We start from the raw sequence: 22,452 nt of genomic DNA, 5'->3' as shown, positions 1-22,452 counted from the left end.
TTCAGTCCGCCCGGCGACGCCGGGCCCGAATCCTGGCCTCCAGTCGGTCGACGTCTTCCCGCAGGTCGTCCACCGCATCCAAAAACAGCTCCATCTCAGGCCGGGTGACCAGCTGTCGGCTTTCTTCGCGCAGGTACTCACTGCCCGTTTCGGAAAGTCCCCGACCGGCGGACTTGAGCCAGGACAAGCCGCGCTCCATAAACTGGGAAACCTGGAAGCCCATCACGTCGCCAAACAGCGAGGTCAGCGCCTCCTCCCAATCCGGGCTCAGGTCCGTGAAAAACTGTTGAAAACGGCGCGCGGTTTCCGCGTCTCCCTCAACCGAAACCTTGCCGACGGCCCCGGTCCCGCCGCTAGCGGCCAGCGCCATAAACGCCCCCGGGGTCGCCTTCAGCACCGCGCCCGGCGCATCGGGCAGACCCGGCACCGCCCTGAGCTGGCGGTCATCGCAGCGCAGGTAAAACGACAGGTCCGGTCCGTCCAGGGTCACCGCCAGCGACCGGCCTTCCAGCGAGCGTAGCTTTCGGCTCACTTCCGGGTCCAGCTTCAGAAAACGAGCCAGCAGGCGGTTGATGCCATCAGCCAGGCGTTGTGAGCGATCGCTGGCAGCTGCTTCGCGGAGCTCGCTCATGGTCTGACACCGTGGTGAATCGCGACGAGTCCGGCGCTCAGATTGCGGTGTCCGCCGAGCACAAATCCTGCCTCCGCAATCATGTCGTCTAGGGTCGCCTGATCGGGGTGTTTGCGGATCGACTCAGCCAGATAGCGATAGCTGTCCGCGTCACCAGCAACCCGAGAGCCCAGTGCCGGCAGCACGTTAAAAGAGTACCAGTCGTAGGCGGGCCGCAGCAGCGCCGGGCGCAGCTGCGAAAACTCCAGCACCATGATCCGACCGCCGGGTTTGAGGACCCGATAGATACTGCGCAGGGCCGCGTCCTTGTCAGTGACGTTACGCAGCCCGAACGCCATGGTCACCAGGTCAAACGATTTGTCGGCAAACGGCAGCGCCTGCGCATTCGCCTGGATGAAGTGGCTTCGGCGATGCTTGCCTTCGTCCAGCAGCCGGTCGCGCCCGCAGTCGAGCATGGCAGCGTTGATGTCGGCGACGACCACCGAACCGGACTCTCCCAGCTTGGGATACAGCAGCGAAGCGATATCCCCGGTCCCGCCCGCCAGGTCGAGCACCTTGGCGCCAGCCCGCACCCGAGCCGTCGTCGCAAAATGGCGCTTCCACAGACGATGAATGCCGAGGGACATCAAATCGTTCATGAGGTCGTAGCGGGATGCAACAGAGGTAAACACCTCACCGACCAGCGCTTGTTTTTCCGCCACCGGCACGTCGCGGAAACCGAAGTGTGTGGTTTCGGTTCCGGCGCCGGACGGCTCTAGAGGTTTATTCATCGGGGTGCGTTTTGGGCCTTGGGTCAGGATTCGCGGCTCGCGCCAGCAGCCGCCAGCTCATCGAGATAGGCCTGCCAGTATCGCTCATGGTTTGTGCCGAGATCGTATAGGGTTTTCCAGGAGTAGAGCCCGGTCGAGTGGCCGTCGGAAAAGTGTAAACCCACCGCGTAATTGCCCACCGGAACCACGTTCATAATATTGACATCCCGCTTGCCGGTCTGCAGCACTCGCTGGCCGGGTCCATGTCCCTGAACTTCGGCTGACGGCGAATGCACGCGCAGATACTCACACGGCAGCTCAAAGCACTGACCATCATCAAACGCCACCTCCAGCATTCGCGAACTCTGGTGCAGCGTGATATCGGTCGGTACGGGCTGGTCCATGGCGCAAGGATAAGGCCTGGCGGGGCCTGCCGCCAGATTGACCGGCGACGGCGAGTTCGCAATTTCGGCCCGCGCTCAAAATGTCAATTCGGGCTTCACAAATGTGAAGATATTCATTGACTTTCACCCGCAGCAGTGTATTTTGCTCTCGGCTCGTAGATTTAGCCCGATATTTATGTATTCCATTTCGATGGCACCTCTGTAGTACCTCGTCCTGTTTGTCATAAGTAAAAGCAAAAGATCCAGCCGTTTTCCGGCCGCTTTGGCGGCCATGTTATTGATTAATCCCAAATAGGAAGTTTTATGTCTACTACCACCGGCACCGTTAAATGGTTCAACGACGCTAAAGGTTATGGTTTCATCGAGCAGGAGTCCGGTCCTGACGTGTTTGCCCACTTCAAAGCGATCAATGGCGACGGCCATCGCACCCTGATCGAAGGTCAGAAGGTGCAGTTCACCGTAACTCAGGGCCAGAAGGGCCTGCAGGCGGACAACATCACCGTCATCTAATGCGGTCCGTCCGCTGCCTCATGGCAGCGGTAATGGGCGGCTCGAAAGAGCTTAAGCAAAGCAGGGCCAATCGGCCCTGCTTTTTTTTTGGCCTGCCCAATCGTTTAGTGCCCTGTCACATTAGCTAAACAACCCGGCCCGCTGCGACGGCTGATGCCCAGGCCCACTGAAAGTTGAATCCCCCGAGATGCCCGGTGACGTCGACCACTTCACCGATGAAAAAAAGACCGGCGTGGTGCCGGCATTCCATCGTGGTGGAAGACAGCTCATCGGTATCCACGCCGCCCAGGGTCACCTCCGCGGTTCGGTAGCCTTCGGTACCTGAGGGCAGCAGCTGCCAATCACTGAGCCTTCGAGCAAGCTCTCGAAGCTTCTGGTCGGCAATTTCAGCTAGCGGCGACTCCGCGAGCGCTGGCCAGAAGTCGCGCTGCAGCTCGTTCACCAGGGCTTTGGGCAGCCAGCGGCCGAGCAGCGTTCGCAAGCGCTGCCTGGGCTCATCACCCTTACGCGTCAAGAATACCTCCGGCAGTGCGAGGTCCGGCAGCAGGTTTACCGAGACCTGCTGTCCTTCCCGCCAATAGCTGGAGAGCTGAAGCGCAGCCGGGCCGCTAAGCCCCCGGTGCGTAAACAGCAGGTTTTCGTCGAACACCGCCGGGCCGCAGGACAGCGAACTGGCGATGGAAACGCCCGACAGCCGGGCCACCATCTCGCCCACCTTTCCGGAAAACGTAAAAGGGACGAGGCCCGCCCGGGTTGGCCGGACTTTGAGACCAAACTGACGCGCCAGCCTGAACCCAAAATCACTGGCGCCCATTCGCGGAATGGAAAGCCCTCCGGTCGCAACCACCAGCGATTCACAGCGAATCTCCCCAAGTCGGCAGCTCACCTGATAGCCGTCCGCTTGCGACGTAACGTCGGTAATAGCGCTTTGGGTCTCGATCTGGACGCCAGCGGCGTCACATTCAGCCTTGAGCATCGCCACAATCTGCTTCGAGCTCTCGTCGCAAAAAAGCTGGCCAGCCGTTTTCTCATGGTAAGCAATCTGATGGGCCTCCACGAGGTCAACAAACTCTTCCGGGCTGTAGCGGCTCAGGGCCGATTTACAGAAGTGTGGATTGGCCGACAGAAAATGGGCCGGGCGGGTATTGAGATTGGTAAAGTTGCAGCGTCCGCCCCCGGACATCAGAATCTTTTTGCCGATGCGGTTAGACCCCTCCAGCACCAGCACCCGGCGGCCGCGACAGCCGGCGGTGACGGCACACATCAATCCAGCCGCGCCGCCCCCCAAAACGACTACGTCATAAGACTGCATCCGCGCCCTTCAGAGCCGGGCCACCCGGACCGCGCGTTGGCGCCTGGTCTCCCGGTAGCCTAGCGCTCCTCGCGCTTCAGGTTTGGGTCGATCGCGTGATAAACCTTGCCATTGGCGGCCGGGTCCATCAGCGTCTGCACAATGAGGGCGCCAACGTCTTCGCGGTGAATCATGCCCATCGTCGGTGCTTCGCTGAGCTGCCCGTTACCAGTGGCCGGCTCGCTTCGAAGCCCGCCTGGCCGGATGATGGTGTAATCCATGCCGCTGGCGATCAGATAGTCTTCACCCAACGTTTTTTCGTGCAGGATCGTCTTGAAGAAGCCGGCGTCCGGAGCCGGTTTTTCCCGCGCGTCATCCCCCGCGCCGATCGAGCTGACCAGGACCATTCGTTTAACGCCGTGCTTCTTGGCCGCGTCCACCATGTTTTGAACGCCGGTGAAATCTGGACGAGGCTGGTCGGGTCGGCCCCCGATCGCGCTGACGATCGCCATAAAGCTGCCGTCCGCAACCGCCTTTTCCACGTCCTCGGCAGACAACGCGTCGCCGACGGCAAAGGAAACGCCCATCGGCGTCAGTTTCTCGCGATTGGAGGTCGGCCGGACAAAAGCCGTCACCGGAATACCGCGCTCACGCAGCCGTTCTACGGTCGCCAGTCCGGTGCCGCCGGTGGCGCCAAACACGAGCACCGCGTTGTCTTCGGCGTTAGCGGACAGGCAATACCCGCCCAGCCATGTGGCCGCGATCAGCCAGATCATGATCATACGTTTCATGGGTGTAACAGCCTCCTGAGATGTGATGTGGGCCTGCGGGCCGCCAATCCGCCAAGTCTAGCGCGATCCGACGCCGGACGGGGCGGATTTCCGGCCTGGGAGCCGGTGAGGCGCTAACGACCGTGGAGCGCCTCAACGAAACGTGATCGCCAGGCCACGATGTCATTGCGCCTCAGGGTCCGCAGCATGACGTCATGCCGTTCGCAGCGCTCCTCAAGCGACATATTCAGCGCTGTCCCTATGCCGTCGGCCACCGCATCGCGGTCGTATGGATTGATCAATACCGCTTCGGGGAGCTCCTGGGCGGCCCCGGCCAGACTTGACAACACCAGTACGCCGGGATCTTCCGGGTCCTGAGCCGCAAGGTACTCCTTCGCGACCAGATTCATGCCGTCACGAATCGGCGTCACCAGGCCGATGGCCGCGTTGCGGAAGTAGCCCATCAGCCGTTTGCGGTCCACGCCTTTGTTCAGATAGCGGATCGGCACCCAGTCGGCTTCAGCGAAGCGGCCGTTGATGCGGCCCGAAGCCTGCTCCAGCTCAGCCCGAATTTCTTCGTAGGCCCGAACTCCGGTGCGAGTCGGCGGAGCGATCTGCAGGTAGGTCAGGTTGGACTGGGTGTTGGGGTACTTTTCCAGCAGCCGCTCATAAGACCGCAGGCGCTGGGTCAGCGCCTTGCTGTAATCCAGCCGGTCGACGCCGATCATCAGGTCCCGTCCGGCGAGGCTTCGCACGAGGCTCCGGACCTGGCTCATTGACTGCGCAGCGAGTGAGAGGTCCTGCAGTTCGTCGACGTCGATGCCGATCGGAAAAACGTCGGCCTTGAGTCGGCCGCCCCCGATCTCGATGTCGCCGCTGGGCAGCAACGCGCCGCCGATGTCAGGCTGGGTCACCGACTGCTGGAAGCAGGCCAGGTCGCGCTGGGTCTGGAAGCCCACTACGTCGTAGGCACACAGGCTGCGCAGCAGATACTCGTGGTTGGGTACGGCTCGAAACGCCTCGTAGCTCGGAAAAGGCACGTGCAGAAAAAACCCGATGGGGTTGCTGATGCCGGCCGCGCGCAGTTCCGCCGCCAGCGGTATCAAGTGATAGTCGTGCACCCAGATCACGTCATCAGGCTGGACCAGCGCCGCCAGCTTGCGGGCCAGCACCGTGTTGACCCGACGGTAGCCATCGAAGTCGGCCGATTCATATTTCACAAACGACAGCAGGTAGTGGCAGACCGGCCAGAGCACCCGGTTGGAGAATCCGTTGTAGTACTGCTCGTAGTCGCGGTCGTTGAGATCAACGGTCGCGTACTCGATGTTGCCGCTGCGGCTGATGACCGGGTCGCGGGTTTCCCGGTCGGTGAGTTTGCCGCTCCAGCCGAACCACATGCCGCCAGCTTCCTTGAGCGCGCCGAGGATGCCCACCGCGAGACCGCCGGCAGCCGCACCGCGCCGCTTTGGCTTGGCGACCCGATTGGACACGATGATCAGCCGTCCGGGTCGACTCATCTCACAAGGCCTCGTCCCAGGGTTTACTCAGCCTCACGGCGACGTTGATCACCCCGGCCATGCTGTAGGTTTGGGGGAAGTTGCCCCAGAGTTCGTTGGAAACCGGGTCGATATCTTCGGACAGCAGGCCCAGCGGGTTGCGCGACGCCAGCATGTTCTTAAACAGCTCTCGCGCCTCATCCCGGCGCCCGATGGCCGCCAACGCGTCGATGTACCAGAAGGTGCAGATATTGAAAGCGTTTTCCGGCTCACCAAAATCATCAGCCGCGCGATAGCGAAACAGATGCTTGCCCTGTTTGAGCGTCTCGCCAATCCGCTCAACGGTGCTCACAAAACGCGGGTCATCAGCCGCCAGGAATCCCAGATCGTGCATCGTGAGCAAACTGGCGTCCATCTCCGGGCGCCCAAAGCTTTCGGTAAAAGCCTGCTGATTTTCATCCCAGGCCATGGTCAGGATCACGTCATGGATGTGGTCGGCTGACCGGCGCCAGTGAGCGGCACGATCGGGCAGCTGCAGGTGCTTCGCGATCTTGGCCAGCCGGTCGCAGGCGGCCCAGCACATCATGGAGGAAAAGGTATGAACGCGCTGCCGCCCCCGGTACTCCCAGAGGCCTGCGTCCGGCTGATCAAACTTCTTTTCCGCCCAGTGTCCCAGCGCCTCGAGCCGCCGGAACTCCTCTTCGCCGCCCGGATTAATCAGCCGGCTGTCAACAAAATACTGCGTCGCTGCAAGTACCGCAGCTCCGTAAACGTCGTGCTGAACCTGCTCATAAGCCTGGTTTCCGATGCGCACCGGGCCCATGCCGCGATAGCCGTCAAGCGACTCGACAATCCGTTCGTCCGTGTTGGAGTGACCGCGAATCCCGTACAGCGGCTTCAGCTCCTCTTCCCCCGCTTCGGCAACCACGTTCAAGATGTAGCGCAGGTAGCTCTCCATCGTGCCGGTGGCGCCCAGCCGGTTCAGCGCCTGCACCACAAAATAGCTGTCACGGAGCCAACAGAATCGATAGTCCCAGTTGCGACCGCTGTCGGCCGCCTCCGGAACCGAGGTTGTGATCGCCGCGATCACCGCACCCGTATCCTCGAATGTACACAGCTTGAGGCTGATCGCCGCGCGGATCACCGCCTGCTGCCACTCGTACGGTATCGACAGGCCGCGGCTCCAGGTTTGCCAATAGTCGCGTGTGCCCCGGTAGTGGTTGTGGAACGTATCGCCCGCGGACTCCGGAATCGACTCGTCGGGGCCAAGCACCATGTGCTGGGCCTTATCGAGCACAAAAGGGGTTTCTTCCAGCACGTGGGTCAGCGACAGATCGGTGGTCAGCCGCAAAACCTGGTCCTCTCCCACATAGCGAATGTGGTTGCTGCCGTGAGTGGTTTTGCAGGCAGCAGCGCCGTAACTCGTGGCCGGCCGAAGCTGCACCCGGATGCGGGGTCGGCCGAGCGGCCGCAAACGGCGCAGCAGCATCACCGGCCGAAAGGTTCGGCCCAGATAGCCGTACCGGGGCGCGAAGTCGGTCAGCTCAACACCGTTTCCGTGGGTGTCGTAAAGCGTCGTGCGCAGGATCGCCGTGTTGCTCAGGTAATCCTGCTCGCTGTGGCTGAAGTCGATCAGCTCGACGCGGAAGAAACCCGGCAGCTCTCCCTGCTCGTCGGATCGCAGCAAGCGGCAAAACACCGGGTCACCATCGAGCTGTGGCATACAGCACCAGACCATGTCACCGGTCTCGTCGAGCAGCGCGGCGATCTGGCAGTTACCGATGACTCCAACCTTCAGATGACTCATGCGGCCGACTCCAGCAGGCTGCTCAGCCAGCGGTGCACCGCCGCGACGTCTTCGAGCTGTTCGCGCGCCGCTGTAGGGGTATCCGCCGGCCCGACTTTGAGCGATTGACCACCCAGCGAGTTCACGGCGCTGAATCCATACTCATCGGTGACGTCGTCACCGACAAAAACCGGCGCTCTGCCGGCAAAAATGGGGTGCTGCATCAGGCGATTGATGGCGCCTCCTTTATTGACGTCATGCGGAACCAGCTCAACCACCATTTTGCCCGACAGCAGTTCAAATTGCTCACCTCGCCGGCTCAGGTCTTCCAGCGCCCCGTCAGCGAGTCGCCGAACCGCCTCGCCGGCTTGCGGATTGGCGCGATAATGCAGCGCCAGCCCGTGGCTTTTGCGCTCCAGGAACGTACCGGAATGCCCCTTTAACCCGTCCTGCAGAAGCTGGACGGTCGAAGCCGGAAGACGGGTCGGATGGGTTTCGAGCGATCCATCCGGTAGCCTTACCTGAACGCCGTGTCCGCCGGCCGCGCAGAAAACCTGCGGTGCAAAAATCCGATCGATTTCGTCGATAGGACGGCCGCTCACCAGGGCGAGTGCGCCGCCGAGACGTTGCGCCAGAGCTAGCAGCAGGTCGGTCAATGAGGGGTTGCTGATCACCGCATCGGGCTGATCCTGGATTTCCAGCAGCGTGCCGTCAACGTCGAGAAACAGCGCTGTATCGCGCAGGGGCTGGACCATTGGCGCATTATGCCGGAAAAGCCAGGCGGCCGGACGCGGCGCACAAGATCGTTTGACCTCGCTAGGCCCCAACCTGGCCGGCCTTGCCTTCAGGTCAGCCGATAGGCGTGAGACACTCGCGCTGTGATCAGCGCAACGCGTCCTTTCAACGCCTTCGGCGACCCCACACCAGGACACCAGCACCGGGCCCCCTGGCCACTGGCCCTGGTCTTACTTTCGCTGCTGTTGACCGGCTGTGCGTCGCTGCGAATCGACGAATCACAGCGGCCTGCCAGCTATGCCCCGGAGAACACACAAGACACGCCGCTAGCTGAAATTCTGGCGCCCCAGCAGTCGGCCCATCCCGGCCTGTCCGGGTTCCTGCTGCTGCTCGACGGTGGGAATGCACTGGACGCCCGGATCCAGCTCTGCCGTGTCGCTGAACGGTCGATCGACCTCCAGTATTACCTCTGGAACCGGGACCGCGCCGGGCGGGAGCTCGCCGCCGAGCTGGTACGCGCGGCCGACCGGGGCGTCCGGGTGCGCATCCTGCTCGACGATATCTTTGAGGCCGGGCGCGACATCGAGGTAGCACGATTTTCGTCGCACCCCAACATCGAAGTGCGTTATTTCAATCCGAAGAAAACCCGAAAAAGGTTTGCGCCGCTTCGCCAGCTGACCGAGCTGGCGTTTCGCTTCGGGCAGATTAACCGCCGCATGCACAACAAGATTTTTGCGGTCGACAATCAGATGGCCATTCTGGGCGGACGCAATATCGGCGACGAATACTTTGACCAGGATGAGGACTTCAACTTTTTTGACAGCGAGGTTGTGGCGGTGGGCCCCATTGTCCCCGAGGTGTCGGCCAGCTTCGACGCGTACTGGAACAGCTCCTCGGCCTACCCGGTCGCCGCACTGGCAGGGTCCAGGGCCGTCACCAGCTACGAGGATCTGCTCAGCCAGGGCTATTTTGCCGCCGTCACCGAAGATGACCCGAGAGAAATTCTGTCCGAGTCGCTGCCGCTGTTTCACTGGGCGCCGGCCAGGCTGGTGGTCGATGACCCGGGCAAGGTGGACAATCCGAAGCGCTACCAGTCCAACGTGCTGCCGGCCCTGCGCGATCTGATTCGGGACACCAGCGACAGCGTGATTCTTCAGTCCGCCTATTTCATTCCCGGTAAGGCGGGCGTCGAGGGGCTCGGACAGCTGGTCGAAAGCGGCACGAAGGTCACAATTTCAACCAACTCGCTCGCCTCCAACAACCATGCGATTGCCCACTCGGGCTACGGCAAATACCGCAAGCCGCTGCTCCGCAACGGCCTTGAGCTTTATGAGCTGAAGCCCTCCCAGCCAAAAAGACCCGGCACCTGGGGTATCCACAGCAAGGTGGCGGTCTTTGACCGCCGGACTGCCTTTGTCGGGACGTTCAATCTCGACCCCCGGTCAGCGGCGCTGAACACGGAAATGGCTCTCATCATTGAGAGTCCGGCGCTCGCCGGCCAGCTTGCGGACGCCATTGAAGAACAGCTTGCGGCCGAGCGGAGCTGGCGGCTGACTCTGGACGAGCGCGATCGGTTGAGCTGGAACAGTGAGCATCGCGGCAGCGAGCCGGAAGCTGGCGTTGGACGCCGCCTCAGCAGCTTTTTCCTCTCTCTGCTGCCGATCGAGAACCAGCTCTAGCAGCTACAGGTTTGTGCAGGACCCAAAAAATGCCGAGTGTCAGTTCGCTCGACGCCATGCTCATCTGCCGGAGCCAGCCGTCGCGCTCAGCCTTCTCTGTGGCTATCTTTTCTGGCGACTGTAGTCCTCCGCCCCCGATGGCCCCGAGCACAGCACTAAGAAAAGCGCGGCTGCGGCAATTGATCGCTAGCGAGTCGGGTAAGGCCTAAGACGGGTCAACGATTCCTCTCCTCATAACCACCTCGTCTACACCGGCGGGGGCCGCAAGCGGCTTGCAGACCTCGCCGAAGTCTCGAATAGCGCCGGTGGGCCTAACATCCCGCAATCGGAAAAATGACACAAAAGGTACACTGCCGCTGCGGGCACGCCGGCAGCACAGGACGAGTAGAACATGAATCAATACACCGACAAGAATCTGAGCTCTTCGGCGGCGTGCGGGTACGCACCCAGCGGGCTTCCTGCTCAGCCTGCTGCTGATCGCGCGGCACATTGGGTCGCCGACAGGCCGACATCGTACCCGTGAGCGCGAAGCGCTTGCAGCCTGGTGAGGGCGGCTATCAGGCCCTCACGCTAACGATAGCGGGGATGCTGTTGATCGGCCCGTTGATCTCCGAGTTTGTCCAGCTCGGATCACTGCTGCCAGGGCTCTTCACCGCCGTCATATTGGCAGCCGTCTGGAGCGTCAGCCACAGCCTGGTTCAGGTCGCGAGCGTCGGGGCGCTTTCCGTGATAACGCTGGCGGGTGTGTGGTTCCAACTGACGGGACTTCCGGCAGCCCTGACCCAACTCTCTGGAGCCGCTTGCTTCGCCGTTGTGTCTCTTGTCCTGGCGCGAGATGTATTTGGGCGGCGGAGACATATCAGCAAAGACGTGATCTACGGCGGTATCAACATTTATCTCACGATTGGACTGGCGTTCGCTCTGCTCTATCGGGCGCTGGTGACCATGGCGCCCGACGCCATCGACGGTCTCGCGCCCAACGCGTCCGTAGACCACGCCTTTTACTTCAGCTTCGTCACCCTAACGACCCTGGGTTACGGCGACATCACGCCGGTCAGCAGCGGTGCGCGCATGCTGGCCGCGGTTGAGGCGATCATCGGTCAGCTGTACCTCGCCGTGCTCCTAGCCATGCTGGTGGCCACGCATCTGGCGAGCAAACGTCCGTAGCGTTCAGCCGAAAAGCCAACCATCGGTTCAGTTCGACGGCAGGGATTCCCTGCGGCGCGAGGAAAAAGCGATCGTTGCCGATCCGAATTGCCGCACACTTTGCGACACCATTTCCGAGAGCACGTTGGCTGGTGGCATGGGGTAGCGCCGAACTGATCTGGAAATGATCCTCGGGATCGCTTCTTGTCGGTTAACTGCGACTTAACGGCAAGTTAAGGTTCGCTGACTAGACTGCCTCAAGTTGTCTGAGGCCAACATTCATGACCGTGATTTTTCTTTTCGGCACGCTCACAGCGAGCTGTCCCGCCCTGACCGTCAACCCCTTTAGCCGCATTGCCAGCTGCGGCCAGCAGATCTGTCGCTACACCGCCATCACCTATGACACCGAACTGGCGGCGGTTCAGGTCGAATGTCTGCCCGAAGAAATTCTGTCGGATGGGTTCGAAGCCCAAACGCCCTGAGCCCCAGCGCCGCCGGCGGAACCGCGGTTGACGTTGCTCAGCCTGAATCGGTTGTCGACCGGGCGCCAGGAACTCCGCCCCGCTTGCCATGTGGCAAAAATCCCGTGAGTGTGTCTGTCTAGCAGGCGCGTTCAGTTCTTAGAGCAACCCGTAGATTACCCAATGGCCCCACGCAGGATTCTGCTGTTCGCTAGCTTCTTCGAATAGCGGCCCGACGGTTGGCGAATCATCAGTCACCTCATTTCTGACGCCCGCAGCAGGGATACGCCGGAACACTGACGCACGCTTAGTCCGGTGGTCCGGCCGTAGAGGCAAGCTCTCGGGGTTCGGTCACGTCTACCAGATAGACCGTCACGCCGGACGACGCGGCCAGGCGCTTCGCTGACCCCTGCTTGAGCGTCAGCGACGACTGGACGCCGTCGGTGATCCTCAGCCTGGGATGATCCCGGGCCCATGCGGGGACCTCGGAAGCCGGCGGCTGAAGCACCCGGGATACGGCGAGCAGCGTGGCGGCAGCGACCCCAATCCAACCAAGCCTGGCCGGCTCGCGGTTTTCGCGGCTTAGCCGGCGCTGTAGCCGAGAAAGCCCACCGGGCGGCGGCGCGACGTTTTTCAGACCGAACCTGTCATCCATCGAGCAACTCCTTGAGTTTTGCAAGCGCAGCGTGGCGGCGTGACCCCACCGTGCCGGTCGGTAAGTTGAGCGCCTGGCCAATTTCCTTCTGAGACAGCCCAGAAAACTCCGCCATAAGCAGCACGGCACGTTGACCGTCCGGCAGCGCCTGAATCGCTTCTTGCACCTCGATTCGGTCGTACTGGTCAGCGGGCAAAAGCCAATCCTGGCTGGCGTCTCCAGAACCGAGAAGCGTCTTTACCCGCCGCCATACGGTGCGCCGTCGGGCGAGTTTCATCGCCAGGCGATTGAGCGTCTGGTACAGGTAGGCGTTGGCGGTTTCCGGCACCACGCGACGACGCTGCTGCCAGACCCGTAGAAACGCCTCCTGCACCAGCTCGTCAGCCTGGGCTTCGTTGAAGGTCCAGCGCAGGGCGATGTTGAACAGCGAGCGTTCCCGCTTCACAAACAGCGCCTCGAGATCCTCTTGCCGGAGCAACGGAAGGTCCGTTCAGAAGGTTTCCGCGCGCACCACAAACAGCAGGGTCTCATCCTCCTCCCCGTCTGCGCCCATCTGCGCCAGCAGCACTGTCTCACCGTCGGCCAGCTCGACGTAGGCACCCACGTGATGCTGCTTTTTCCGCAGATTCAGATCGACGCCGATGTTGCCGTCAGACACCGCAACTCGACTCTCGGCGTTCATTACGGCGCCGTGCACAGACCCAGCACCGCGACCGCTGGCGAGCACCTGCTGTAGATAGTCGATCCGCCGAAATGCCAGCGGACCGGCAGCGTCGGTGAGCGTGGTCAACGCGTCCGCGATCGAGCCCAGCGTATCGGGAACCTGAACTTGATCCGAGGCCTTTCCACCGACCAGCCAGTAGTGCAGCCTCACCCGCACCGGCGCGGCTTCTGGCGTGCGCTCAAACTCCTTAATCAGGCTGCTAACACCCTGCTGAAGCGACGCCGGCGCGCTGACCACCACCAGATTGTCGCCAAGAGCCCGAGCCCGGGCGTCCAAATCGTGGATCAGCTCCTGCAGCACCGTGGCGATTTCGCGGGCCGTACCGGCCTCCACCTCATAAGTCTGGATCACCGACAGCGGTTGACCGCCGTCGGTGGAAATCGGTTGTTCAGCTTCGCAGCCGCCAACGAGCAGCACGGCTGCCAGCAGCACAACAGTTCGAATAGACATGATAGAAATTCCTGTGTGGTTGTGCTGGATAGTACCCACCACAGGCGGCTTTCTTCATTGTCGAAGGAAATCTCCTCGCTACCGGGACCGCAGCGATGCGGCCGCTACTTCAGCAGAGGGTCGTCTTTGGGGAGGTTGCGCGCATGCCACAGCGCGAGGCGGTGGCGGATGGCTTTCTGGGAAACCTGGGTTTCCGGCAGCGGCGCGAGCAGCTTGTCGTGCACCAGGAGTCGGTAGACGTAGAGGGCTTTGTCGGCCATGGAGTCGCCGGGCTCAAACTCCACAACCTTGCGGTCTTCAGCGTATTTCACGCCGGCGGCCAGGGCCGCCTTAAACAGTTCCGCTTCGTTTTTGAGCTTTTGCTTCTTGGCCAAAGGCTAAGAAAAGGCCTGAATGCCCGTTTGCGCGCGACCCAGGATGAGTGCGTGCACGTCGTGGGTGCCTTCGTAGGTATTGACCGTTTCGAGGTTCACCATGTGGCGAATCACGTGATACTCGTCGGTGATGCCGTTGCCACCGTGAATATCGCGAGCCTCTCGAGCGATGGCCAGGGCCTTGCCGCAGTTGTTGCGCTTCATCAGCGAGATCGCCTCGGGCACAAAGGCGCCGCTGTCGATCAGCCGACCCAGCTGCAGCGCCCCCTGCAGGCCAAGCGCAATTTCGGTCTGCATGTCGGCCAGCTTCTTCTGCACCAGCTGGGTTGCAGCGATGGGTTTGCCGAACACAATCCGGTCCATGGCGTAGTCACGGGCAGCCTGCCAGCAGAACTCCGCCGCGCCCATGGCGCCCCAGGAGATGCCGTAGCGCGCCTTGTTCAGACAGGAGAAGGGGCCGCGCAGACCGGTGACTTCAGGAAACAGATTTTCTTCCGGCACCAGCACGTCGTTGAGGGCAATTTCGCCGGTGACCGACGCCCGCAGCGACACCTTGCCTTCGATCTTCGGCGTGGTGAAACCGTCCATGCCGCGCTCAACGACAAAGCCGCGGATCTTGCCGTCCAGCTTGGCCCACACCACCGCCACGTCGGCGATCGGTGAGTTGGTGATCCACATCTTGCTGCCGTTCAGCAGATAGCCGCCGTCAACCTTTTTGGCATTGGTGCGCATGGCGCCCGGGTCGGACCCGCCGTCTGCCTCGCTGAGACCAAAACACCCAACCGCTTCGCCGGTCGCCAGCTTCGGCAGCCACCGCTGCTTGATCGCTTCGGTGGCAAACGTTTCGATCGGATACATGACCAGCGACGACTGCACCGACATGGCGGAGCGATAGCCGCTGTCGACCCGCTCCACTTCCCGTGCGATCAGACCGTACGCCACGTGACTCATGCCCGAACCGCCGTATTCCGGCGCCACGGTGACGCCGAGCAGCCCCAGCTCGCCCATCTCGGTCATGATGTCCCGGTCGAAGGTCTCGTTACGGAAACCGTCCAGGACCCGAGTCTGGAGCCGCGCCTGGCAGTACTGCCGCGCCGCCTCAGCGATCTGGTTTTCTTCTTCATCCAGCTGGCCTGCCAGCGCGAGCGGGTCGCGCCAGTCAAACTTCTGGTCCTGCTGTGGGCTGACCACGTCTTTGGGAATTGCGCTCATGGGCCTACTTTACAATATGTATCTGCTGAGGTCTTCGTCTTTGACCAGCTCGGTCAGGTGCTCGTCGACGTAGCCAGCATTGACCGAAAAGGTGTCGCCGCTGCGGTCGGGCGCCTCAAACGAGATCTTGTCCAGCAGCCGCTCCATGATGGTGTGCAGCCTTCGGGCACCGATGTTTTCGGTCCGCTCGTTGACCTGGAACGCCACCTCAGCCAGCCGCTTGACCCCACTTTTCTCAAACTTGAGATTCACGCCTTCGGTCTCAAGCAGCGCCTCATACTGCTGCGTCAGCGACGCGTCTGGCTCCGTCAGAATCCGTTCGAAGTCCTCAGCCGCCAGAGCCGACAGCTCTACCCGAATCGGCAGTCGGCCCTGCAGCTCCGGAATGAGATCCGATGGCCGCGCCAGATGAAAAGCGCCCGAGGCGATAAACAAAATGTGGTCGGTGCGCAGCATGCCGTACTTGGTGGTGACGGTAGACCCTTCCACCAGCGGCAGCAGGTCGCGCTGCACCCCCTCGCGGGAGATGCTGCCGCCGTCACCGTACTCGGAGCGCTTACAGACCTTGTCCATCTCGTCGATGAATACGATGCCGTTTTCCTGCGCCGCCTCGAGCGCCTGCTGCTTGATCTCGTCCTGATTGATCAGCTTGCCGGCCTCTTCTTCGATCAGCACCGGGCGGGCGGCCTTAACCGTCATCTTGCGGCTCTGGGTACGCATGTTGCCGATGTTTTTGAACATATCGCTGAGCTGGCTGGTCATCTCTTCCATGCCCGGCGGCGCCATGATCTCCACCCCGACGTTGGCGGCGATCTCCAGCTCGATTTCCCGGTCGTCCAGCTCGCCGTCGCGCAGCTTGCGGCGGAGCTTCTGGCGGGTCTCGTTGTCGCCGACCGGCTCGGTCGGTGAGTTCGCAAATCCCATCGTCTGACGCCGGGGCAGCAGCGCGTCCAGGATGCGGTCTTCCGCCGCGTCTTCCGCCCGACTCTGGACCCTCGCCATGGCCTGCTCCCGGGTCAGGTTGAAGGCCACGTCCGCGAGCTCGCGGATGATGGATTCGACGTCTTTACCGACGTAGCCCACCTCGGTGAATTTGGTGGCCTCAACCTTCACGAACGGGGAACCCGCCAGCGCGGCCAGGCGTCGGGCAATTTCGGTTTTGCCAACGCCGGTGGGGCCGATCATCAGGATGTTCTTGGGCGTGATTTCTTCGCGCAGGTCTTTGGACACCTGCATGCGCCGCCAGCGGTTGCGCAGCGCAATGGCCACCGCCCGCTTGGCGTCGTTCTGGCCAATGATGTGTTTGTCCAGTTCCTGGACAATTTCACGTGGCGTCATGGCGCTCATGACTGCAGCTCCTCGATGGTGAGGTTGGTGTTGGTGTAGATGCAGATGTTGGCAGCAATATGCAGGCCTTTCTCGACAATTTCCCGCGGCGCCAGCTCGGTTTCGTCCAGCAGAGCGCGGCACGCAGCCTGCGCGAACGGTCCGCCGGAGCCGATCGCAATCAGGCCGTCTTCCGGTTCGATGACGTCCCCGGTGCCGCTGATGATGAGCGACGTGTTCTCGTCCGCCACGGCCAGCAGCGCCTCCAGCCGGCGCAGCATACGGTCGGTGCGCCAGTCTTTGGCCATCTCCACCGCCGCGCGCACCATATGCCCGGAGTGTTTCTCCAGCTTGCCCTCGAAGCGTTCGAACAGCGTAAAGGCGTCTGCGGTCGCTCCGGCAAAGCCCGCCAGCACCTGGTCTTTGTAAAGCCGCCGCACTTTGCGGGCGTTGGCTTTCATCACCGTATTGCCCAGCGTGACCTGGCCGTCACCGCCGATCACGACGTGATTGCCGCGGCGAACCGAACAGATCGTTGTTCCTCGCGTATTCATGGTTATTTTTGGCCTCGCTCGACTTATGGGCTCGCCGCCCGGGCCATGAGCCCTTCCAGACCGTCGGAAAAGAACGCAAGCGTGGAAGAGAACGACAACCGGGTGGGGTGTAAGCCCCGAAGAAATGTAGTGACACGAGAGAGATGGGGCCGAAAGCGGCGGCTTCAACATCGCGCCGCCGCCGGCTGGCTGCCGCGGCGACCTGCGCGACGCTAACCTTCGGGCTTACTTCTGGCGCGCGGGTGGGCGGCGTCGTAGACCTTGGCCAGGTGCTGGAAATCCAGGTGCGTATACACCTGCGTGGTGCTGATATCGCTGTGACCGAGAAGCTCCTGAATCGCCCGCAGCTGACCGCTCGATTCAAGCAGATGGGAGGCAAAAGAATGCCTCAGCATGTGCGGGTGAACGCGCTGCCACAGCCCCATCTGACGAGCCCGAAGGGCGACCCGGCTCTGGATGGCACGGTGGCTGAGCGCAGCGCCCCGCGCGCTGACAAACACGGCGTCAGTGGCCGTCGCCGGGCGAGCATTGCGCCAACGTATCAGCGCCTCGCGGGCCTTGCTGCCCACCGGTAGCACCCGCTGCTTCCGGCCTTTGCCGGTGACCTTGACGGTCGACAGGTCTGCGGTGAAGCTGGACCAACGAAGGGCGGCGAGTTCCGCCAGACGCAGGCCGGAGGAATAAAACAGTTCGAGCAGCGCGCGGTCACGAAGCGCCAGGAGATCATCACCGGGAAAGCTCAGCAGGCGCTCGATTTCGTCGGGGTCGAGCGATCGGGGGAGCCGTTTGGCCGCTTTGGGTGCGCGGACCCCTCGCGCCGGATTGAGGCTCAGCTGATCTTCCCGGATGAGCCACTCGAACCAGCTGCGAAGCGCTGACAGCGTGCGAGCGATGCTGCGGCCGGACAGCCCCTCACGCCGCATGCCGGCGGCGAAGCGGCGAATCTCCTCCGGACCGAGTTCACTCGGTTCTTCGTAGCCCGCCTTGTCGGCAAAGGCGGCGAGGCGCGTTAGGTCGCGCTGGTACGCCTGACAGGTGCGCGGAGACAGTTGACGCTCGTCGGTGAGATGCTGCAGAAACTGCGCCGCCTGACGGCTGATCGCATTGTCGGCAGGGTCTGCCGGCGTGGCCATCAGGCCTGCTGCTGCAGCGCTTCGGGCATCTGCTGAGCCAGACAGTGCCCGAGCGTCTGGGCCATCAGACTAAGAAACAGCGTTCCCATACCCGGGTGAAACTGATCCTCGCTGTCGCTCCCCAGCGCGAGTACGCCCATGGCTACCTGAGTATCGAGCGGCGTGCAGACGGCCGACTGAACCTCGGGCGCCGCATCGCCAAACAGCAGCTCCCGGCGGCGGCGGTTCAAACGTCCGCAAAGCGGCTCGCTGATCGCGGTCAGCGCCGCCAGTTCGGCGCGGGCCTGTTCATCCCGCGGCGTCCGCAGCACCGGATGGTCCGGCAACCCCTCACCGTCGACCAACACCAGCGAAACCTGGCGACAGCCAAACTGCTCGCTGAGTCGTTGGCTGACCCGGTCCAGCAGCTCCTGCAGTGACTCACTCTGAACCATCTCGAGCTGCACCCGATGCATCCGCTCGAGGATCTGCTGGTTTTCGCTCGCAACCGTCCGGTATTCCTCCAGCAGACCCCGCTGCTGCCTGATCTCCTGCTGAAGCATGGCGACCTGCCGTTCGATCAGCGACGATCCGCTGGTGTCGTGCGGCACCGTAAGCACCTCAAGCAGCTCCGAATGGCGCGTCAAAAAATCTGGGTTGTCGGCCAGGTATTGCGCAACCTGGCTGTCGTCTATGGCCATGCGTAAGCCGCCCCTGTTGTCGTCAGCTGTGGAGATCGATCTTGCCGCTGAACGCGTACTCAGCGGGCCCCGTCATCATAACCTGTGCCCCGGGGCCGGACCATTCGATCCCCAGCGCGCCGCCGGGCAGCTCGACCTTTACCGGGCTTGTGACCCGTTCCCGCAAAATCATCGCCGCCGCCGCGGCGCACGCGCCGCTGCCGCAGGCCTGAGTCTCGCCGGCGCCGCGTTCGAACACTCGCAGCCGCACCCGGCTGCTGTCCAGCACCTGGACAAAGCCGACGTTGATCTGTCTAGGAAAGGCGGGGTGCTGTTGCAGTGCCTGGCCGAGCTCCAGCACCGGCGCAGAGTCGACGTCGGGTACCTCCAGGACAGCGTGAGGGTTGCCCATGGAGAGCACCACAAAACGGTGCGCGGCGCCGGCCACCGTCAGCTCATGTTCAGGCCCCGGCTCATCGCTGATCACCGGCACCAGGGCCGGATCAGTCGCGGGCACACCCATGCCGACGGTCACCTGGCCGGACCCGAGAATCGTCACCTGCATCCGGCCGGCGGCGCTGAGCAGCGAGCTTTGCTCGCCGAGCTCGCCGCGATCATACAGCCAGCGCGCGACGCACCGCACGCCATTGCCGCACTGTTCGACCTCACCACCGTCAGGATTAAAGATTCGATAGCGCGCGGCATCGGGCGCCGGCGACTTCTCTAGCACCAGCACCTGGTCGCAGCCGATCCCGATGCGGCGATCGGCCAACCACCTCAGCTGCGCCGGATCGAGCGACAGCGTCTCCTCCCGACCATCCAGCACCACAAAGTCGTTGCCCAGACCATGCATTTTGGTGAATGGCAAATCCGATAGCGCCGTCATTAGATCGAGCTGTCTCCGTCGTTTCCATCCTCGAGGTCTTCGCTGTCGCCGGAGCTTTGCTGCGCAGCTTCGGCCTCGGTGTCGCTGGCCTCCGGACGGAACAGCTCACCCTTGTTGCCGCAGCCCGCCAGTGCTGCAAGAAATACGGCAGCCAGCGTCGTGTTAAGGACAAGCCGGGCTTTCGATTGGAAGGTCTGGACCCTGGGTTTGAAGTGGTTCCGCAAAAGCGTCATGGCACCCGTTCTCGAGCTTTGGTGAGCACCCCACATTATAGCCTCACGCCACCACGCTGGACGCCATCCCGGGTGATGCCGGAAAATGTGATCATGAAACTAGAAACCGTCACCCTAGAAACCGGCGCAGCACCCAGCTGCTGCGTCATCTGGCTCCACGGCCTCGGCGCCGATGGACATGATTTCGAACCGGTTGTGCCGCAGCTGAAGTGGGCGGAGGCGCCGGACGTGCGTTACATCTTTCCACACGCGCCCATTCAGCCGGTCACGATCAATGGCGGCATGCAGATGCGAGCCTGGTACGACATTCTCGGACTGGATCTGGAGTCGCGGGTCGACGAGGGCGGCATTCGGGCGTCAGCGGGCCAGGTCCAGGCGATCCTCGATGAGCAGATCGAGAAAGGCATCCGCAGCGATCGCATTGTGCTTGCGGGCTTCTCGCAGGGTGGCGCGGTAGCGTTGATGCTCGGGCTGACCTATGTCAAACCGCTAGCGGGCATCATCGCGCTATCGACTTATCTGCCGCTGACCGAGCAGCTCGAAGACGAGCGCAGCACCGAAAACGCCAACACACCCATTTTCTGGGGCCACGGCCGAGTCGACCCGGTGGTTGCCTATGGCCTGGGCGAAATGTCGGCCGCGAGGCTTCGCCAATGGGGCTACTCGGTCGGCTGGCACGACTATCCCGTGGCCCACGGCGTGCATCCGCAGGAAATTGCCGACCTGCGCGACTGGCTGAAAAGCTGCCTGGACCGCCCTTGAGTTTGAGCCCGGCAATCGCGTCCGGCAACGAACGAACGGCCGCTCGCTGGTTTCCCAACTTTTGCCGCCCGACGGTGGTGTTCAGCCTCATGGTGCTGGCACAGCTGGTGGTGATGGTCATGTGGCTGGCGCCGGGTCGACCCAACGATTCACTGGGGGCGCTTGCGGTCGCGAGCCTCTTCGGCCAGTGGGTCATGCTGCTGTGCGCCGTATCGCTCTGCAAGCTGCGGAGCCTGCTCGGCCGGTGCTCCGTGATCACCGGGCTGAGCCTGGCCTACCTGCTGGTGCTGGCCCTGGTGGCCCTGGCGACCATCAGCGCGGTTGGCGCTGATCGATTCGCCAGCTTCGGACTCACCACCGGCGGGCCCGCGATCCGCCAGTACACCGTTAACAACGTGCTGATCGCCGCGCTGGTGGCGGCGGCAGCGCTGCGGTACTACTACATCCAGCAGCAGTGGCGCGCGGGCGTGCAGGCCCAGTCGGAGGCCCAGATCCGAGCGCTTCAGGCTCGCATCCGACCCCATTTCCTGTTCAACAGCATGAATACCATCGCCAGCCTGATTCGCAGCCGCCCGCAGGTTGCCGAGGAGGCCGTCCTTAATCTCTGCGATCTTTTCCGCGCGGCACTATCGGACGCCGCTGACGACAGCACGCTGGGCCAGGAGCTGAAGCTGTGCCAGCGGTACATGGAGATCGAGCAGCTGCGCCTGGGCGATCGCCTAAGGGTGAGCTGGCAGATCGACGAATTGCCTCAGCGCGAGCCGCTCCCCTCCTTGATCCTTCAGCCGCTGGTGGAAAACGCCGTCTATCACGGGATCCAGCCGCTGCCCGAGGGTGGTGAGGTCACGATCAGCGGTAGTCGCGACGGCAGGCGCTGGTCGGTGAGCGTGACCAACCCGAGAGGGCCGGCGGCCGACCGCAGCCCCGAGGGAAATCAGATAGCACTGAACAATATCCGGCAGCGACTGGAGCACCGCTACGCCGGTGAGGCTACACTGGCGATCGAAAAAAACGCAGACAGCTTCCGGGTCACGGTGGCTGTGCCGATGGGAGACGCGTCATGAAAGTAATTGTGGTGGACGATGAGCCCCTGGCCCGGGAGCGCCTGACCTCACTGCTCGAGGAAGCTGAGGGGGTCGAAGTCATGGCCACCGCGGGCAACGGCCGTGAAGCCATCGAAAAGATCCGGGAAACGCCACCAGAGCTGGTGTTCATGGATATCCGGATGCCGGTGATGGACGGTCTGGAGGCGGCCCATCATCTGCGGATGCTGGAGCCCCCGCCCCGACTGATCTTTTGCACCGCGTACGACCAGCACGCGCTGGAAGCGTTCGACGCCAACGCCATCGACTACCTCGTTAAGCCCGTGCGGGCCGACCGCCTGACCGAAGCCCTGACCAAAGCGCGCCAGGTCAGGGCCGAAGACCTCAACACCCCGCCCCTGGCGGAGCGCCGCAGCCATCTGTGTGCTCGGGTACGCGGCAATCTGGAGCTGATCGCGCTGGACGACGTGATCTGCCTGCATGCGGAGCACAAGTACGTCTCTGTGATTTACCAGGGTGGTGAGGTGCTGATCGAAGAGCCGCTCAAAGCGCTCGAGGATGAATTCGGTGATCGTTTCATGCGGGTTCATCGCAACGCCCTGGTCGCGCTCACCGCCGTCGCCGGCCTGGAGAAGATCGAAGGCCAGATTGTGGTACGGCTGCACGGCACCGAGCGACGGCTCGAGGTCAGCCGGCGCAACCTCCCCCAGGTGCGGAAAATCATCAAAGGGCTTTAGGGTCTTCAAAGGACCGAGTCCGGTCACAAAGTAATCGAAAGGAGCT

The 22,452-nt window shown here is 62.5% G+C and carries 26 protein-coding genes; 7 read left to right on the top strand and 19 right to left on the bottom strand.

Annotation, left to right across the window (positions count from 1 at the left end; genetic code table 11):
* Window position 1: 1 nt before the first annotated feature.
* From AAF358_10580 to AAF358_10570, 3 genes are read right to left on the bottom strand one after another with little or no spacing between them, the layout of a single operon-like run.
* On the bottom strand, window positions 2-631 hold the full coding sequence (locus AAF358_10580; protein ID MEM7705989.1) for an SCP2 sterol-binding domain-containing protein: 630 nt from the start codon (window positions 629-631) through the stop codon (window positions 2-4).
* Window positions 628-1,401 carry a bifunctional demethylmenaquinone methyltransferase/2-methoxy-6-polyprenyl-1,4-benzoquinol methylase UbiE gene (gene ubiE, locus AAF358_10575; protein ID MEM7705988.1) on the bottom strand — a complete coding sequence of 258 codons (774 nt, stop codon included), beginning with the start codon at window positions 1,399-1,401 and terminating at the stop codon, window positions 628-630. Before ubiE ends, AAF358_10580 begins: the two co-directional genes overlap by 4 nt.
* A 23-nt stretch (window positions 1,402-1,424) precedes the next feature.
* On the bottom strand, window positions 1,425-1,784 hold the full coding sequence (locus tag AAF358_10570) for a DUF971 domain-containing protein (GenBank protein ID MEM7705987.1): 360 nt from the start codon (window positions 1,782-1,784) through the stop codon (window positions 1,425-1,427).
* A gap of 303 nt (window positions 1,785-2,087) precedes the next feature.
* On the opposite strand from AAF358_10570, the gene AAF358_10565 reads away from it, so the two are divergent.
* Window positions 2,088-2,294, top strand: a complete 207-nt coding sequence (locus AAF358_10565) for a cold-shock protein (GenBank protein MEM7705986.1) — start codon at window positions 2,088-2,090, stop codon at window positions 2,292-2,294.
* Between the two features lie 124 nt (window positions 2,295-2,418).
* On the opposite strand, the gene AAF358_10560 is transcribed toward AAF358_10565, so the two are convergent.
* The 5 genes from AAF358_10560 to otsB all read right to left on the bottom strand — a co-directional run bounded on the left by AAF358_10560 (window position 2,419) and on the right by otsB (window position 8,392).
* Window positions 2,419-3,606 carry an NAD(P)/FAD-dependent oxidoreductase gene (locus AAF358_10560; GenBank protein MEM7705985.1) on the bottom strand — a complete coding sequence of 396 codons (1,188 nt, stop codon included), beginning with the start codon at window positions 3,604-3,606 and terminating at the stop codon, window positions 2,419-2,421.
* Between the two features lie 59 nt (window positions 3,607-3,665).
* Window positions 3,666-4,376, bottom strand: a complete 711-nt coding sequence (locus AAF358_10555; GenBank protein ID MEM7705984.1) for an SDR family oxidoreductase — start codon at window positions 4,374-4,376, stop codon at window positions 3,666-3,668.
* Between the two features lie 113 nt (window positions 4,377-4,489).
* Complete coding sequence (otsA, locus tag AAF358_10550) at window positions 4,490-5,872, bottom strand: alpha,alpha-trehalose-phosphate synthase (UDP-forming) (protein ID MEM7705983.1); 1,383 nt, start codon at window positions 5,870-5,872, stop codon at window positions 4,490-4,492.
* Between the two features lies 1 nt (window position 5,873).
* Window positions 5,874-7,658, bottom strand: a complete 1,785-nt coding sequence (locus AAF358_10545; protein ID MEM7705982.1) for a glycoside hydrolase family 15 protein — start codon at window positions 7,656-7,658, stop codon at window positions 5,874-5,876.
* Entirely contained in the window at window positions 7,655-8,392 is a 738-nt protein-coding gene (otsB, locus tag AAF358_10540) for a trehalose-phosphatase (GenBank protein ID MEM7705981.1), read from the bottom strand. The genes AAF358_10545 and otsB overlap by 4 nt, the downstream gene beginning before the upstream one ends.
* A gap of 123 nt (window positions 8,393-8,515) precedes the next feature.
* Between otsB and AAF358_10535 the strand changes: the two genes are divergently transcribed.
* The 3 genes from AAF358_10535 (at window position 8,516) to AAF358_10525 (ending at window position 11,679) form a co-directional block, all read left to right on the top strand.
* Window positions 8,516-10,051, top strand: a complete 1,536-nt coding sequence (locus AAF358_10535) for a phospholipase D family protein (GenBank protein MEM7705980.1) — start codon at window positions 8,516-8,518, stop codon at window positions 10,049-10,051.
* A 519-nt stretch (window positions 10,052-10,570) separates the two neighbouring features.
* A complete protein-coding gene (locus AAF358_10530) occupies window positions 10,571-11,218 on the top strand; it encodes a potassium channel family protein (GenBank protein MEM7705979.1) in 648 nt (215 codons plus the stop codon).
* Window positions 11,219-11,478: 260 nt separating this feature from the next.
* Window positions 11,479-11,679 carry a hypothetical protein gene (locus AAF358_10525; protein MEM7705978.1) on the top strand — a complete coding sequence of 67 codons (201 nt, stop codon included), beginning with the start codon at window positions 11,479-11,481 and terminating at the stop codon, window positions 11,677-11,679.
* 286 nt (window positions 11,680-11,965) lie between these two features.
* Here AAF358_10525 and AAF358_10520 read toward each other — a convergent pair whose 3' ends face one another.
* The 11 genes from AAF358_10520 to AAF358_10470 all read right to left on the bottom strand — a co-directional run bounded on the left by AAF358_10520 (window position 11,966) and on the right by AAF358_10470 (window position 19,864).
* Window positions 11,966-12,313 carry a hypothetical protein gene (locus AAF358_10520; protein ID MEM7705977.1) on the bottom strand — a complete coding sequence of 116 codons (348 nt, stop codon included), beginning with the start codon at window positions 12,311-12,313 and terminating at the stop codon, window positions 11,966-11,968.
* Entirely contained in the window at window positions 12,306-12,791 is a 486-nt protein-coding gene (locus AAF358_10515) for a sigma-70 family RNA polymerase sigma factor (GenBank protein MEM7705976.1), read from the bottom strand. The genes AAF358_10520 and AAF358_10515 overlap by 8 nt, the downstream gene beginning before the upstream one ends.
* A 12-nt stretch (window positions 12,792-12,803) precedes the next feature.
* Window positions 12,804-13,487, bottom strand: a complete 684-nt coding sequence (locus tag AAF358_10510; protein ID MEM7705975.1) for a hypothetical protein — start codon at window positions 13,485-13,487, stop codon at window positions 12,804-12,806.
* 104 nt (window positions 13,488-13,591) lie between these two features.
* Window positions 13,592-13,861, bottom strand: coding sequence for a DUF5062 family protein (locus AAF358_10505; GenBank protein ID MEM7705974.1), 270 nt, complete (start codon window positions 13,859-13,861; stop codon window positions 13,592-13,594).
* 3 nt (window positions 13,862-13,864) lie between these two features.
* A complete protein-coding gene (locus AAF358_10500) occupies window positions 13,865-15,073 on the bottom strand; it encodes an acyl-CoA dehydrogenase (GenBank protein ID MEM7705973.1) in 1,209 nt (402 codons plus the stop codon).
* Window positions 15,074-15,082: 9 nt separating this feature from the next.
* On the bottom strand, window positions 15,083-16,420 hold the full coding sequence (hslU, locus tag AAF358_10495) for an ATP-dependent protease ATPase subunit HslU (protein ID MEM7705972.1): 1,338 nt from the start codon (window positions 16,418-16,420) through the stop codon (window positions 15,083-15,085).
* Complete coding sequence (gene hslV / locus AAF358_10490; GenBank protein MEM7705971.1) at window positions 16,417-16,953, bottom strand: ATP-dependent protease subunit HslV; 537 nt, start codon at window positions 16,951-16,953, stop codon at window positions 16,417-16,419. The genes hslU and hslV overlap by 4 nt, the downstream gene beginning before the upstream one ends.
* Window positions 16,954-17,165: 212 nt before the next feature.
* On the bottom strand, window positions 17,166-18,086 hold the full coding sequence (xerC, locus tag AAF358_10485; GenBank protein MEM7705970.1) for a tyrosine recombinase XerC: 921 nt from the start codon (window positions 18,084-18,086) through the stop codon (window positions 17,166-17,168).
* A complete protein-coding gene (locus tag AAF358_10480; protein ID MEM7705969.1) occupies window positions 18,086-18,766 on the bottom strand; it encodes a DUF484 family protein in 681 nt (226 codons plus the stop codon). The genes xerC and AAF358_10480 overlap by 1 nt, the downstream gene beginning before the upstream one ends.
* Window positions 18,767-18,788: 22 nt before the next feature.
* Window positions 18,789-19,631 (bottom strand): diaminopimelate epimerase, encoded by an 843-nt coding sequence (dapF, locus tag AAF358_10475; protein MEM7705968.1) that lies wholly within the window; start codon window positions 19,629-19,631, stop codon window positions 18,789-18,791.
* Window positions 19,631-19,864: a lipoprotein gene (locus AAF358_10470; GenBank protein MEM7705967.1), complete on the bottom strand. Its 234-nt coding sequence runs from the start codon at window positions 19,862-19,864 to the stop codon at window positions 19,631-19,633. Before AAF358_10470 ends, dapF begins: the two co-directional genes overlap by 1 nt.
* Before the next feature lie 93 nt (window positions 19,865-19,957).
* Here AAF358_10470 and AAF358_10465 point away from each other — a divergent pair, with 93 nt between their 5' ends.
* From AAF358_10465 to AAF358_10455, 3 genes are read left to right on the top strand one after another with little or no spacing between them, the layout of a single operon-like run.
* Window positions 19,958-20,626 (top strand): alpha/beta fold hydrolase, encoded by a 669-nt coding sequence (locus AAF358_10465; GenBank protein ID MEM7705966.1) that lies wholly within the window; start codon window positions 19,958-19,960, stop codon window positions 20,624-20,626.
* A 2-nt stretch (window positions 20,627-20,628) separates the two neighbouring features.
* Complete coding sequence (locus tag AAF358_10460) at window positions 20,629-21,690, top strand: sensor histidine kinase (protein ID MEM7705965.1); 1,062 nt, start codon at window positions 20,629-20,631, stop codon at window positions 21,688-21,690.
* Window positions 21,687-22,406, top strand: coding sequence for a response regulator (locus tag AAF358_10455; GenBank protein MEM7705964.1), 720 nt, complete (start codon window positions 21,687-21,689; stop codon window positions 22,404-22,406). The genes AAF358_10460 and AAF358_10455 overlap by 4 nt, the downstream gene beginning before the upstream one ends.
* The last annotated feature ends 46 nt before the right edge of the window (window positions 22,407-22,452 follow it).

The organism is Pseudomonadota bacterium, from assembly GCA_039033415.1.
In the GTDB taxonomy this organism is placed as follows: Bacteria; Pseudomonadota; Gammaproteobacteria; order Xanthomonadales; family SZUA-38; genus JANQOZ01.
The sequence above is the reverse complement of the archived record's forward strand: the minus strand, read 5'-3'. Positions and strand labels throughout refer to the sequence as shown.

Bases quoted from the DNA above. Each gene is read 5' to 3' on its own strand.
- AAF358_10580 (MEM7705989.1), bottom strand. From the start codon at position 631: ATGAGCGAGCTCCGCGAAGCAGCTGCCAGCGATCGCTCACAACGCCTG.
- ubiE (MEM7705988.1), bottom strand. From the start codon at position 1,401: ATGAATAAACCTCTAGAGCCGTCCGGCGCCGGAACCGAAACCACACAC.
- AAF358_10570 (MEM7705987.1), bottom strand. From the start codon at position 1,784: ATGGACCAGCCCGTACCGACCGATATCACGCTGCACCAGAGTTCGCGA.
- AAF358_10565 (MEM7705986.1), top strand. From the start codon at position 2,088: ATGTCTACTACCACCGGCACCGTTAAATGGTTCAACGACGCTAAAGGT.
- AAF358_10560 (MEM7705985.1), bottom strand. From the start codon at position 3,606: ATGCAGTCTTATGACGTAGTCGTTTTGGGGGGCGGCGCGGCTGGATTG.
- AAF358_10555 (MEM7705984.1), bottom strand. From the start codon at position 4,376: ATGAAACGTATGATCATGATCTGGCTGATCGCGGCCACATGGCTGGGC.
- otsA (MEM7705983.1), bottom strand. From the start codon at position 5,872: ATGAGTCGACCCGGACGGCTGATCATCGTGTCCAATCGGGTCGCCAAG.
- AAF358_10545 (MEM7705982.1), bottom strand. From the start codon at position 7,658: ATGAGTCATCTGAAGGTTGGAGTCATCGGTAACTGCCAGATCGCCGCG.
- otsB (MEM7705981.1), bottom strand. From the start codon at position 8,392: ATGGTCCAGCCCCTGCGCGATACAGCGCTGTTTCTCGACGTTGACGGC.
- AAF358_10525 (MEM7705978.1), top strand. From the start codon at position 11,479: ATGACCGTGATTTTTCTTTTCGGCACGCTCACAGCGAGCTGTCCCGCC.
- AAF358_10520 (MEM7705977.1), bottom strand. From the start codon at position 12,313: ATGGATGACAGGTTCGGTCTGAAAAACGTCGCGCCGCCGCCCGGTGGG.
- AAF358_10510 (MEM7705975.1), bottom strand. From the start codon at position 13,487: ATGTCTATTCGAACTGTTGTGCTGCTGGCAGCCGTGCTGCTCGTTGGC.
- AAF358_10500 (MEM7705973.1), bottom strand. From the start codon at position 15,073: ATGAGCGCAATTCCCAAAGACGTGGTCAGCCCACAGCAGGACCAGAAG.
- hslU (MEM7705972.1), bottom strand. From the start codon at position 16,420: ATGAGCGCCATGACGCCACGTGAAATTGTCCAGGAACTGGACAAACAC.
- hslV (MEM7705971.1), bottom strand. From the start codon at position 16,953: ATGAATACGCGAGGAACAACGATCTGTTCGGTTCGCCGCGGCAATCAC.
- xerC (MEM7705970.1), bottom strand. From the start codon at position 18,086: ATGGCCACGCCGGCAGACCCTGCCGACAATGCGATCAGCCGTCAGGCG.
- AAF358_10480 (MEM7705969.1), bottom strand. From the start codon at position 18,766: ATGGCCATAGACGACAGCCAGGTTGCGCAATACCTGGCCGACAACCCA.
- dapF (MEM7705968.1), bottom strand. From the start codon at position 19,631: ATGACGGCGCTATCGGATTTGCCATTCACCAAAATGCATGGTCTGGGC.
- AAF358_10470 (MEM7705967.1), bottom strand. From the start codon at position 19,864: ATGACGCTTTTGCGGAACCACTTCAAACCCAGGGTCCAGACCTTCCAA.
- AAF358_10465 (MEM7705966.1), top strand. From the start codon at position 19,958: ATGAAACTAGAAACCGTCACCCTAGAAACCGGCGCAGCACCCAGCTGC.
- AAF358_10455 (MEM7705964.1), top strand. From the start codon at position 21,687: ATGAAAGTAATTGTGGTGGACGATGAGCCCCTGGCCCGGGAGCGCCTG.